The organism is Acinetobacter sp. CY73, assembly GCF_059515865.1.
The window spans coordinates 57,300-70,284 of sequence record NZ_JCAKMZ010000009.1 but is presented as its reverse complement, the minus strand read 5'-3'; the positions used below and the strand labels follow the sequence as shown (position 1 = coordinate 70,284).

The window sequence follows — 12,985 nt, the reverse complement described above, 5'->3', positions numbered from 1 at the left end:
GCTTTTTGCTCAAAAATTAGCATTTAAACAGCGTTTTTGGGTGCCTGATGGAGGACTGCAACATGAGCAGAAAGAGATAAGTCACTATGAGGATAATGTTTTAAAACATCCGGATCATGGCCTGGAATAATATGATCTGAAGAACTCGCGAGCTCATCTAATAGATCAAAGCCCTCCATCATCTCACCGATATTAAAAACAATAGGATAAGGATTTTTTTCCATTTTATTTCGATAAAAATGTGAAGCGTCTGATGCCAGTACAACCCAACCACGCTCTGTATGCACTCTAACGACTTGTAGTCCACCAGTATGCCCACCCACCTTATGTAAACTGATTCCAGGCGCTATTTCCTTAAATCCATTTATAAAAATCACCTTCCCTTGATAAACATTGTTCACCATTTGCATCACATCTTGAACATTAAAAGGTTGTGCTATACAGGCATGACACATATACCGACCTGTTGCAAAATTCATTTCAGCATCTTGCAAATAAAATTTTGCTTGAGGAAAATATTCTAAATTTCCCACATGATCAAAATGCATATGTGTAATGATGACATGCTCAATGTTCAAATAATCAATGTGAATCAGCTGCAGTGCTTTATCAATCGTATGTATGAGTTTTCTGTTCCGGCGTTTCGCCTCTTCAATACCAAAACCCAAATCGACCAGCCAGACTTTATCTTGATGCTTAATCACCCAAATAAAGAAATCTAAATCCATGTCGATATCATGTTGATCATTATAAATAAAATTATCTGATTCTTTTTTGGTCACACCAGCATATTTGATTGCATAAACTTCATACTGAGGAATCATCCTTTTTTCCTTTTAAATCTACTTTTAAATAAGTCATTTGATTGTGTAGAGACTGACTAGCATCCATTTATACATGACATGAAGATGCAAAAGTTTTACATAAACTCATCGTGGTATTCCAAATGGTTAATACCTATTGCATGTTAAATATGAGAAATTATGATTGGTGGGAAATAGTATTTTGAAATCAAAGGGAAGAATTATGAAAATTGGATTTATTGGTCTAGGACGTATGGGCTTTCCGCTAGCCTCTCATTTAGTCAAAAATGGTTTAGAGGTCACTGCTTTCGATTTAAATCCAAATCAAATTGAAAAATTTATTGAATTGGGTGGTCAAAAGGAGATGAGTATCCAAGAGATTGCCAAAAAATCTGATGTAGTCATTACAATGTTACCAGGTCCTAAGCAATCTAAAGAAGTGATTCTAGGAGACGATGGAGTATTGGCCAATCTTTCTTCAGGTAAATATTTAATTGAACTCAGTACGATAGATACTGAAACAGTTGACTTACTTTATCAACACGCCCAAGAAAAGAATATTAAATTTGCTGATGCACCTGTTGGTCGTCTTGCAGCCCATGCCGATCTCGGTCAATCACTCTTTATGTTAGGCGCAAAAGAAACCGATTTAGCCGAACTACAAGAACTACTTCTCAAAATGGGTACAACAGTTCTACATTGTGGCGAACCAGGTGCAGGTACTCGTATGAAGTTGATTAATAACTTAATGGTACTTTGCTATTGTCAGCTGAATTCAGAAGCCTTAGTCCTTGCACAAGGTTTGGGCTTAGATGCGCAAAAAACCTTTGATGTATTGACAGGAACTACGGCATCAAATGGTCAACTCAAAGAAAAATGGCCTGTCAAAGTCCTCAAGGGCGACTTAAGCCCAGGCTTTGATATTGCACTAGGATTTAAAGACCTTACCCTTGCGTGTCAAGCAGCCCAATCTACTGGCATTTCTCTTCCTGTAGGTAATCTAGTACGAAACATGTTCCAACTTGCACGTCATGTGGGCAAGGATGGTCAAGATACTTCATCGATGACTGACTTCTGGGCTGAAGCAAATAATATCGAGAAAATTCGTCTTTAATCCTTTGAAATACTCATTTTATAGAGCCATAAGTTATGCAATATAGTCAGTATATTTCAGGGGAATTCCGTCAAGGTTCATCTGAAATAAATTATGAAGTGATCAATCCATCAACTGCAGAAATTTTGGGAACGCTTCAATTTACTTCTGCACAAGATATCGAAGAGGCAATTCAATCTGCTCTGCAAGCGTATAAAGTTTGGGCAAAAACCTCAGCCTATGATCGCTCAGTCAAAATTCGTCAAATCGCAAATCTCATGTATGCGCGAATAGATGATCTTGCCAAACAAATCTCTTTAGAGCTGGGTAAACCTTTAGCTGAGGCGAAAAAGGAAGTTCAAACTGCTGCTGAGATGTTTGAATGGGCAAGCGAAGAAGCGCGGCGGATCTATGGCAAAACGATTCCATCACGCACTTTAAATATGAAACAAACCGTTATTTATGAGCCTGTAGGCGTAGTGGCTGCATTTTCAGGTTGGAATGCGCCTGCCATTACACCTGCCCGTAAAATCAGTGCTGCCCTTGCTGCTGGCTGTTCAATAGTGATTAAACCATCTGAAGAAACTGCAGGTGTTGCTCTCAAGATTGCAGAAATTATGAATGAGCTAGACTTTCCTAAAGGGCTAGTCAATATGGTATTTGGCAATCCTGAAGAAATTTCAAATCTCTTATGTGAATCTACAGATGTTGCGATGATAACATTTACGGGTGCGACCTCGATTGGTAAATCCTTGGCTGAAAAAGCGTCTAAACATCTAAAGAAGCTAACCCTAGAATTGGGTGGTCATGCACCCGTCATCATCTGTGAAGATGTGGATGTTGATCAAGTTGCAAAAGCTGCTGTTGCTGCAAAATATAGAAATGCAGGACAAGTGTGTACGTCCCCTACTCGATTTTTAATTCACGAATCTATTTTTGCTGATTTTTGTGAGAAATTTACAGGCTATGCGAAACAAATCAAAGTGGGAAGTCCATTCGATGAACAAACCCAAATGGGTCCATTGAAAAATACGCGACGTTTGGCTGCGATCGAAAAACTCGTAGAAAATGCACGTGGACTAGATGCGCAAATTCCAGTTGGTGGACACAGATTAGAAGATTTATCTGGTAATTTTTATGCACCCACTGTGATTATTCAACCAAATTTGGATGTTGATGTAAATCATATTGAGCCTTTTGGTCCAATTGCAATTTTAAGATCATTTACTGATTTAGACGAAGCTCTGGCTGAAGCTAATCGACTTCCTTTTGGTTTAGCCTCTTATGCTTTTACCAGTAACTTTAATTACATTCAGAAAATCAGTAGTGAAATTGAAAGTGGCGTAATAACCATTAATGACTGGCAAGCTTCATTGCCTGAAACACCTTTTGGTGGTGTGAAAGACAGTGGTTTAGGTACTGAAGGCGGTGCCGAAGGAATTCATGAATTCTTGAAGATTAAGACAGTTAGAATAGCTAGTTAAGTAAAAATAAAAAGGAGGATTAAATCCTCCTTTTTATTTTTACTATTTTAGACTTTCAAATTTTTTACCAGTAATTGGTCTAAAGTCCAAATTTGATCTCTGAGTTTTTTCGCCTGCTTTGTTGTGATCACACCATCCACCAGTTCAAAAAATTTGTGATCTAACTCTTCATCTGTCAACGGTGCTTCAGGATCACCCTTACGACATGGTGAGAAATGCTCAAAGGATTGGCCATCTTTCAACCTGATTTTGACTTTGGCAGCACGTTGATTTGGAAATTTAGACGTTAATTCTTCGTCATTTTCCAAAGTAAGTTTTTTCATTAATTCACGTGTTTCTAGTGATGCCATTTGCTCATCTACAAAAGCATTTAAACGAACGCTACCATGCAGCAAACCATGAGACACGACATAAGGTAAGCTGAAACGGCATTGGAATGCAGATTTAGGACTAAAATTACCAGTCACATCTAATGCAGTTTGATAGGTTTGAACGGTAATTTTTTCAATTTCGGAAAGAGGTATGCTTCTTTTCAAAAGAGTTTGACGGATAGCAATCGCACCATCGACAGCAGCAAATGTATGCCCACAACAACCATGATTTTTCTGTGTCATTTTACATATATTATAATCAACACCTAGCCCAGCTACAGCTTTATCCCAATCGGGATTTTTAGATAATGCAGCACCAAATCCTACTTCACCTTCCAGAATATCTAAAGCTCCAGTAATACCTTTAGCAGCAGACTTAGCTGCTGTAATTCCAATTGAAGCAGCGTGACCACCATGTAAAGCCTTTGTCATAGCATCAGATCGGAAAGCTTGTTGTAAGCCTGAAGCAAACGTGGTTGCTGTTGCTACAGCATGAGCAAATATATCTGGATCATGTGGATTAATTAAAAATGCTGAAGCTGCTGCACTACCAATAGCACCTACTGTACCTGTGGTATGGAAATAAGAATAATGCGAAGGCTGTACTGCTGCACCTAAGCGGGTTGAGACCTCATAACCTACTACTACAGCTTTTAAGAAATCTAAACCGCTACGATCATATTCATCAGCAATGGCAAGCGCTGCACTAATCACAGGTACTCCAGGATGGTAAACTGCGTCTCTAAAAATGTCGTCAAATTCGATTGCATGTGATGTTGTACCTAATATCCAAGCAGCTGAAGAAGAAAAAGTAGTTTTGTTTAAGCTTGGAAGTCGACTCTTCCCCACGCCCAATTCTTCTTCAAAAGTGGCAATCATTCTTGTCCCCACCTCACTGACCATTCCTGGATATAAAGCCGAAAACCAGTCAAGTACAGCCCTTTTCGAATGATGAAGTGTCTCAGCAGAAAGATCTCGTTTTGCTTCTAATGCAGCATATTCGGCATATTTTTCTATGATTGTTGTCATGAATTATTTACATCCTTTTAATTAAGTTCTTTGATCAACCAATCCCTTATTTCAGTAATTTTTTCTAATTTTGGTGAATTTTGTGGCACAACAAGGTAATAACCTAAATCCCGTTTCAGCACATAATCTGAGAAATAAACCAAACTACCATTTTCAATTTCCTGTTCTACAAATTTGGTTTGTGCCATTGCAATACCTATTCCATCAATGGCTGCATGGTAGGCCAAAAGCGAATTTGGCAAGATAAACTGGTCTGTTTCGGCACTTTCTATATTCTGTGCGGCTAACCACTCTGTCCAGTCTAATTTTCTATAGTTAGAATGTATAAGCTTATACTTATTTACGTCCTGTGGTGCTGGCGGACGAGTTAAATGGCTGATCAATGATGGGCTACATACAGGTCTGATTTCATCACTACACAAAAAAAAGCTATCAACATCGGGCCAATTTCCATCTCCAAACTGGATTGCAGCATCTACATTTTCAATTGCAAAATCGACTGGAGCGACTGCGGTCTTAATGTTGACTCTTAGTTTAGGATTATCCGCATGTAGCTTTTGTAAGCGTCTAACCAGCCATTTAGCTGCAAAAGTTGAGTACACACGTAATGCAATGTCATTGTTTTTACGGTAAGAACTCATACCACGAGTGGCAATAGCGATTTTATTAAAAGCAGGTCCAATCTCTGCATAGTATTTCATACCTGCTTCTGTCAGGCTGATTCCGGAGCGTTCTCGTTTAAAAAATTCAATTCCTAGATATTCTTCAATTAAGGTAATTTGACGACTAACAGCAGATTGACTGACGTATAACTCATCTGCAGCCTTTGTAAAACTTTTGTGTCTAGCAACACATTCAAATGTACGTAAGGCATTTAATGGTGGAATATCGCGCATATCAACCTCCTGTTGTAAAAGCACAGTATATGCAATAAATATTCTTCGTCCGAAAGAACAGGCTCATCAATAAGTCGTAGAATCAGTATTGGATTCATGACTAGATGCGTTACAGCATACATTTTTGTATTTCGCATTAATTGCAAAAAACTCATAGGTATATGAGTTATAAAAACAGCCTCCTAGGAGACTGTTTTACCTAAAAAAATAAATGAAAAGTTATATAACTTTTACATGAATGGGTATGAGAAGTATTCCTTCTCAAGAATTATCCAAATTACATATTTGGATAGTTCGGACCACCAGCACCTTCCGGCACTACCCAGGTGATATTCAGAGATGCATCTTTGATGTCACAGGTTTTACAATGAACACAACGGTTTCAAAGAATTTCTAACCTGCACCTTATATTACGGCTGCAGGCTTTATGTTTAACAGGATTAATTTGCAAAAGCTTTTTGATCCCGCTGCCGTAATGCTGTGGATCAGCATCTTTACATAGGTTGAATTGAGAAATAAGATGCCTAGCTAAGTCATCACGACAGTCTTCAACAAAGATCATGTATGTGGCATGTCGTTCTTAACCTAACCCGAATCCTGCTTAAAGAAATGAGATTATTCATCTTGAGACTTATCCATCACTTTGAGCATAAAAAAGTCTATTCTTTGGTCTGATAACACTAAAAAATAATCATAAAATTACATTGAGCTTATGATTTTAAAGAAAAATCTTTATCCGCGATTCGGGTTAACCTAGGGTAAAGTTAGCTTTTGGTTCGTCATCTGTGCCAATACGCATACGGGTTTGGATGCCTTTACCGTACCATCCAATGCGGTGCTTCTTGAGATTTGGTATCAGAAAGAAGCATCAAGATTTTATCTTCAGTCACAGGCACGTTTAGAGGTGCGGCTTGTTCATTCCATTTTTGGAAAAGCTCATGGATTGCACGCGTTTCAAGTACAGCATCTACTTCAGAGCCTTTTTCGACGACACCAACGGATGAATCATTTTCTGATTTTGGCAACATCCTTTTTAACCTACGACCAATCCAAACTTCTAATTGAAAGTATAAAGAGCGTTTGATCATTTAAATTTCGGAAAACTCATCTAGGCAGAACATAAAGGAATAAAACTTACCCTATAAAAGGTAATGCAATCTCTTTTCGAACTAAGTTCATGAACTTGTACAAACAAAATCACGAATTTTATTGAGGTAAATATTTGGATTTATTATTAATTAAATATCTAAAAAATTATGAAGTGAACTTTAGGTGAACATAAGTCAAATAAGATATACCATAAGTACCTACGCAGGTTATAATGGTAGCCTCCCAAAAATATTGTTTATCTATATGAATACTTCTAATGATCCCTTACACGGCAAAAAACTTGCAGACATTTTGGATGAGTTACTAGATTACTACGGTGGCTTTGAAGGCTTGAGTCATAAAATTGAAATTAGATGCTTTTGTATAGATCCAAGTGTTAAATCATCTTTACGATTCTTACGTACTACACCATGGGCGCGTGAAAAAGTTGAAAGTTTATATCTATATGTCTTGCGCCAAAAAGCGAAACAAAAATCGTAGCCATCAAAACCAATCCCTTATTTAATTTAGTTTATTGCTAAGACATCTCCTTAGGAAAACATGTATTCATAGCTAAGGTCATGAACTCAATATTTTATAAGTTATGATTTTAGTGTTCTCATTATTCAATCTCTTATCTGTATGATAAGGTATTCTTTGCACCCTTATTATTGTTATGCATAACGTTTTTTCAGACATGGATCAAATTGGATTGGTTACAGATTTTCAAGACCTTATCCATTCACGTTTTAAAGGAAATACGAATGCGCTGTGTTGGCATCGACATTTGTTTGGTGACTTTAAAGAAATTGTTAATAAACTCGTATTAGAAGAAAATATTACAGAAGTATCAACCGCAGATCTTAAAGCTTTAAAACTCTCAAAAGATGGAGATCTTGCTAGAACAATTATTTTAGATGATATCGAACGATTGACCGATTACGGCGCATTGCCCTCTTTAAATTTGCTCAAGCACTATGAGCGTGATGACGAACTCGATTTTATTTCAACTGATGTCTATTCCTTTCACGTTGACCGCTCGCCTATTGAAACGGATACATTTCTATGTACGTACTACGGCGCATCAAGTGACATTATCTCGAATGATCAAGTTGATCAAAAGATTTTAATCCCTGAAATTAGAGCCAAATTGAAAGCGTTGTATGACGGATCAGATGCTACATTTGATGATTTTTTAAAGGAATATTTTTTTGATCTGCATTATCAGCCCAAGTCTAATGCTCAACCTATTAATCTTGGTGTTGGTCATCTTTGGCGATTGGCTGTAGATCACCCCACACAACAGGTATTACCTTGTGTACACCGTGCACCGATTGAGCAAGGTGAATTAAGATTACTACTCATCTGTTAATCGGAATGTAGATGATTATTTATCAAAAACAAAAGCCCACATAAGTGAGCTTTTATCCAAAATGAATCATATATTGACTAGATCAATCCCTTGATCAGGAAAAAACTTCCCACAATCACCAATAAAACAGCAAAGCATTTTTTAAGCATTGCAGGTGATAAAGCATGTGCAGTTTTAGCACCGAGTTTAGCAGTAATAAAACTCATCACACTGATGCCAATAAATGCATAAATATGAACAAAGCCAATGGTATTTGGTATATTTACTTCATTTTGCATACCAAAAATCATAAAGCCAAGTGCACCTGCAATCGCAATCGGTAAACCACACGCTGCCGATGTGCCAACTGCTTTTTGCATCACCATACCATAACGAGTTAAGTAAGGTACTGTGATACTGCCACCACCAATTCCAAAGATTGCCGAGGCCACACCAATCACGCCACCTGCAAGCATTTGCTTCGGTTTAGAAGGTAAAGTTTTACTTGGATCAACCACTTTATTTGCACCCGTAAACATGGTGTAAGCGACCCAAATCAAAAATAAACCGACTATCAATTGTAAATGTAAGCCTGATAACCAGCCTGCAATACCCGCACCTGCAAAACAGCCCATCGCCATTGGCACAGCTAAGTTTTTAAATACAGGCCAAATCACGGCGCCATTTTTATGATGTGCCATCAGTGAGCTGATTGATGTGACAACAATCGTTGCAAGTGATGTGCCTAATGCGAGGTGCATAATCACATCTCGGTTATACTCCATTTGAGTAAAGACAATAAACAAGAGCGGGACAATAATGGTTCCCCCGCCAACGCCAAAGAGCCCTGCAGCAAATCCTGCAAGTGCACCAATGGCTAAGAATATAATGAGTTCCACAGAATATTTACTTCATAATTTGAGATGAATGTGATGCTGAATACGATAAGAGTTGAATCAAATGCTTAGGCGATTTCGACTTGACCCACTTGATGATACGCACGATTAAAATAAACCAAGCTTTCATCTTGCTGACTTTGCTTGATTGCAACCACACGGCACATAAACACACTATGCGTGCCAACTTTCTGAATTTGTTCAATCTCACAGTCGAAGCTAACGAGTGCATCTTCTAGAACAGGCGAGCCTGTTTCTAATGTGGTCCAAGATCCCAGTTTAAAACGCTCTTCAGCACTCAACTTACTTGATGCAAAGGCGTTCGAGATTTTTTCATGCTGTGCCCCCAATACATTGACACTTAATATTTTATTATCAACAAAATGTGCATGTGAACGAGAAGATTGATTCATACAGACCAATAATGTCGGGGGGCTATCTGTCACGCTACACACAGCAGATGCGGTAAAACCATGAAGACCCGCCTCACCTTCTGTGGTGATCACATTGACTGCGGTGGTGAGCAATGACATTGCATTTCTAAAGTCGGTTGATTCAATCATCTCATTTATCCTAAATCGAGTATTTCGATTTTTATGCAAATAAAGGGTAATGATCTTACCCTTAAATCATTTTAAAACCAGTCTTACTACGCAGCGAGTTCTTGACGAATAATCTCTGCACCGGCACTTAAGGCATTGAGCTTAGCACGGGCAACACCGCGTGCAAGTGGCGCCATACCACAGTTGGTTGAAGGATAAAGTTTATCCGCATCGACAAATTGCAAGGCTTTACGTAAAGTATTTGCAACCTCTTCAGGTGTTTCAATTTGATTGGTCGCCACATCAATTGCACCGACCATGACTTTTTTACCGCGGATGAGTTCGATTAAATCCATCGGTACGCGTGAGTTTTGACATTCAAGCGAGATAATATCCAGCTTTGATTGCTGTAGTTTAGGGAATGCCTGTTCGTATTGACGCCATTCATTACCTAAGGTCTTTTTCCAATCGGTATTGGCTTTAATCCCATAACCATAGCAAATGTGTACCGCAGTTTCACATTTAAGTCCTTCAAGCGCACGCTCTAAAGTGGCCACGCCCCAGTCATTGACTTCATCAAAGAAGACGTTAAACGCAGGTTCATCAAACTGAATAATGTCGACGCCAGCAGCTTGTAACTCTAAAGCCTCTTGATTCAGAATTTTTGCAAATTCCCAAGCCAATTTTTCACGGCTTTTGTAATGACCATCATAAAGCGTATCAATCATGGTCATCGGACCCGGTAATGCCCATTTAATCGGTTGATCGGTTTGGCTACGTAAGAATTTTGCATCTTCAACAAAGACCGCTTGTTTACGAGACACTTCCCCCACTACACTTGGCACACTGGCATCATAACGATTGCGAATGCGCATAGTTTCACGCTTCTCAAAATCAACCCCTTCAAGGTGTTCAATAAAGGTCGTCACAAAGTGCTGACGGGTTTGCTCACCATCAGACACAATATCAATCCCTGCATGCACTTGTTCTTGAAGTGACAAACGTAAAGCATCTTTTTTTGCTTCTAAAAGTTCATCCCCCTCGAGTTTCCACGCTGACCATAATTTTTCAGGTTCAGCCAGCCAAGATGGTTTGGGTAAACTGCCTGCTGTAGAGGTTGGGAGTAAAATTTTTGGTTTTAAAAGCGCCATGTCTAATCTTCTCTGTCTAAATTCGTAAATCTTTAAATCACGCTGATATCTTATGCCGCTTGATTTTGATCAGCAGTATTTACAGTAAAGTTGGCAGCCCATGCCTCAAGAATCTCTTTATAAGGCTTAATGAAGTTTTCTTCTGTCCATTTACCCTGTTTCACCGCCAATTGACCCCGTTCAACACGATCATATACAACACGTGTTAATGAATAATCTGCATAGTTCAAGCTGGGTTGATAGACCACGCCTGCAGGCGAATTGGTGTTGTAAATTTCAGGACGATAGATCCGTTGGAAGCTTTCCATTGTTGCAATTGCACTGATCAACTCAAAATCGGTGTAATCACGCAATAAATCGCCAGCAAAATAGAATGCTAAAGGTGCATTACCATGTTCAGGTTTGAAATAACGCACGCGTAAGCCCATTTTGGCAAAGTATTCATCGGTACGTGAAGATTCATCATGGGTATATTCCACACCCAGTACTGGATGTACATTTGCGGTACGGAAATACGTTTTTGACGTCGAAACACTTAAACAGATCACAGGTTGCTTTTTAAACTCTGCCTTAAAAACGTTCGAATTGACTAAATGTTGATAAAGCTTGCCATGTAAATCACCAAATTCTTCAGGTTTTTCATCTACGCCACAACCCAATGCAGGCAATACCACACTAAAGTCATAATCACGTACATACGATGAAAAGCTATTGCCAATCATGCCTTCCAAACGTTGATTGGTTTTATGGTCGATGATGGTGCTTTTTAGCATTTCGATAAACGGGAAAGTTTGTCCATTACCCTCAACATCAAGTTCAGCAGAAATAATGTCAATTTCCAGTGAATAGCGATCACCTTTTGGATTATCTGCACTTGCTAGACTGTTAAAGCGGTTATTGATCATCGCCAAAGTACGGCGAAGATTTTCTTCACGGCGCTCACCACGCGCCAAGTTGGCAAAGTTAGTCGTTAAACGTGTATTGTCCGCTGGTTGATAGTTCCCGTCAAAACGAATGCGTTTAATTGAACATGTAAACTGAGTACTCATGATGATCCGCCACCCAAATCTAAAAAGTTAATATTTCTCAATGGGTGTATTTAAGCGCGAACACAAAGATGAGTAAAACGATATAAATTCATTAAAAGATGAGCATAATTCATCTTAATATCATCATACTGTATAAAAAAGTTGACTTGTAAATCACCAATGGTTTGAGTGCTATCATTCACACGTTTAACATCTTAAACTTAAACAATATTTAGCTTAAACAATATATAGGGTTCAATGACTTGGTTAACCTTATAAGACCGCAGTAGGCATTATTATTAATAGCTTCTCTTGTTCGATATTTTTTACAATTCAAAGTCATCTAAGTTTTAAGCGTCCACGTGTGCACAAATTTTTCTAAAAAAATTGAAAAGCTCTAAAAACTTTGGAAGACTGACTCTCCCTAAAAAATCATGACTAGCTTTTACACCCCCCATGTTCAAACAAAGTCATGAAGACAATGATTAATTAAAAAAAGTTAATAAACTTAATTTCACTCAAATCAATTATGCATTTAAAATTAAGCCGTACTAGATGCCAACATTTCCAAGGTGATCTTTTTAACCTCATTGCGACTTTGAACAATATGACTGGTTAATGCAGTAGTGCTTGCCTTTAGGTTTTTGGATAGGATTAAATTGAGTATTTTTTGATGCTCAATATAAGTTGCCTCAATCCGATTAATTTTGGAAAAGTCTAAACGTCGTATGATACGAATTTTTTCACTGATCTCTCGATGAATCTTCGTTATTTCGGTATTAGCTGCCGCTATCACCAATTGACAATGAAAATCCTCATCTTGCATAGCCAGTTGTTGAAGATCAGATAAATAACTATCAGGCTCAATACACCATATCTGAATCAGATCTGCCAAAACATGGTTGAGTTGCTCTTCAGGCATCTGGCATAACTGCTCGATCGCATAACTTTCGAGTAAAATTCTTAAGTCGTACAGCTCTTCATACCTTTTAAAATTAAGCGGACAGATTTGCCAACCTCTTCTAAAGCGGACATCGACATATCCTTCTTGTTGTAACCTGTATAGCGCTTGGCGTATTGGTGTGCGACTCACTGCATAAGTTTCAGCGATTTCTGATTCGGTAAAATGCTGTCCAGGCTTGAGTTGAAAGTCAAAAATATCATTTTTAATTTTCTGGAAAACCAGCTCAGACAAATTGTCTGAGCTGCCTCCTGATTTTGTCGTTAATACTTGTACAAGGCGCATGGATTT

12 protein-coding genes and 2 pseudogenes are annotated in these 12,985 nt (G+C 38.3%); 4 read left to right on the top strand and 10 right to left on the bottom strand.

The genetic code is table 11. The features are described from left to right. Positions 1-23: 23 nt before the first annotated feature. Complete coding sequence (locus AC5YD2_RS06505) at positions 24-824, bottom strand: N-acyl homoserine lactonase family protein (RefSeq protein WP_496125547.1); 801 nt, start codon at positions 822-824, stop codon at positions 24-26. Between the two features lie 202 nt (positions 825-1,026). Between AC5YD2_RS06505 and AC5YD2_RS06500 the strand changes: the two genes are divergently transcribed. Next, the gene (locus AC5YD2_RS06500) at positions 1,027-1,917 is read left to right on the top strand and encodes an NAD(P)-dependent oxidoreductase (RefSeq protein WP_496125546.1); all 891 of its coding nucleotides are present in this window, start codon (positions 1,027-1,029) and stop codon (positions 1,915-1,917) included. 35 nt (positions 1,918-1,952) lie between these two features. Next, complete coding sequence (locus AC5YD2_RS06495) at positions 1,953-3,380, top strand: NAD-dependent succinate-semialdehyde dehydrogenase (protein WP_496125545.1); 1,428 nt, start codon at positions 1,953-1,955, stop codon at positions 3,378-3,380. A gap of 47 nt (positions 3,381-3,427) precedes the next feature. Here AC5YD2_RS06495 and AC5YD2_RS06490 read toward each other — a convergent pair whose 3' ends face one another. The 4 genes and pseudogenes from AC5YD2_RS06490 to AC5YD2_RS06475 all read right to left on the bottom strand — a co-directional run. Then, positions 3,428-4,780, bottom strand: a complete 1,353-nt coding sequence (locus tag AC5YD2_RS06490; RefSeq protein ID WP_496125544.1) for an MmgE/PrpD family protein — start codon at positions 4,778-4,780, stop codon at positions 3,428-3,430. 17 nt (positions 4,781-4,797) lie between these two features. Beyond that, complete coding sequence (locus AC5YD2_RS06485) at positions 4,798-5,676, bottom strand: LysR substrate-binding domain-containing protein (RefSeq protein ID WP_496125543.1); 879 nt, start codon at positions 5,674-5,676, stop codon at positions 4,798-4,800. A 277-nt stretch (positions 5,677-5,953) separates the two neighbouring features. Beyond that, positions 5,954-6,052 (bottom strand): annotated as a pseudogene (locus AC5YD2_RS06480) (4Fe-4S dicluster domain-containing protein); the annotation flags it as partial. Between the two features lie 437 nt (positions 6,053-6,489). Further along, positions 6,490-6,686 (bottom strand): annotated as a pseudogene (locus AC5YD2_RS06475) (electron transfer flavoprotein-ubiquinone oxidoreductase); the annotation flags it as partial. A 343-nt stretch (positions 6,687-7,029) separates the two neighbouring features. On the opposite strand from AC5YD2_RS06475, the gene AC5YD2_RS06470 reads away from it, so the two are divergent. Both AC5YD2_RS06470 and AC5YD2_RS06465 read left to right on the top strand, forming a co-directional pair. Continuing rightward, on the top strand, positions 7,030-7,266 hold the full coding sequence (locus AC5YD2_RS06470; RefSeq protein ID WP_496125542.1) for a VF530 family protein: 237 nt from the start codon (positions 7,030-7,032) through the stop codon (positions 7,264-7,266). Positions 7,267-7,441: 175 nt separating this feature from the next. Continuing rightward, on the top strand, positions 7,442-8,137 hold the full coding sequence (locus AC5YD2_RS06465; protein WP_496125541.1) for a DUF1826 domain-containing protein: 696 nt from the start codon (positions 7,442-7,444) through the stop codon (positions 8,135-8,137). 77 nt (positions 8,138-8,214) lie between these two features. On the opposite strand, the gene AC5YD2_RS06460 is transcribed toward AC5YD2_RS06465, so the two are convergent. The 5 genes from AC5YD2_RS06460 to AC5YD2_RS06440 all read right to left on the bottom strand — a co-directional run bounded on the left by AC5YD2_RS06460 (position 8,215) and on the right by AC5YD2_RS06440 (position 12,979). Next, a complete protein-coding gene (locus tag AC5YD2_RS06460) occupies positions 8,215-9,015 on the bottom strand; it encodes a sulfite exporter TauE/SafE family protein (RefSeq protein WP_496125540.1) in 801 nt (266 codons plus the stop codon). A gap of 65 nt (positions 9,016-9,080) precedes the next feature. Continuing rightward, positions 9,081-9,575 (bottom strand): flavin reductase, encoded by a 495-nt coding sequence (locus AC5YD2_RS06455; RefSeq protein WP_496125539.1) that lies wholly within the window; start codon positions 9,573-9,575, stop codon positions 9,081-9,083. An 86-nt stretch (positions 9,576-9,661) separates the two neighbouring features. Then, positions 9,662-10,705: a methionine synthase gene (locus tag AC5YD2_RS06450; protein ID WP_496125538.1), complete on the bottom strand. Its 1,044-nt coding sequence runs from the start codon at positions 10,703-10,705 to the stop codon at positions 9,662-9,664. Between the two features lie 50 nt (positions 10,706-10,755). Beyond that, the gene (locus AC5YD2_RS06445) at positions 10,756-11,754 is read right to left on the bottom strand and encodes a putative oxygenase MesX (protein WP_496125537.1); all 999 of its coding nucleotides are present in this window, start codon (positions 11,752-11,754) and stop codon (positions 10,756-10,758) included. 520 nt (positions 11,755-12,274) lie between these two features. Then, positions 12,275-12,979 carry a GntR family transcriptional regulator gene (locus AC5YD2_RS06440; protein WP_496125536.1) on the bottom strand — a complete coding sequence of 235 codons (705 nt, stop codon included), beginning with the start codon at positions 12,977-12,979 and terminating at the stop codon, positions 12,275-12,277. Positions 12,980-12,985: the final 6 nt, after the last annotated feature.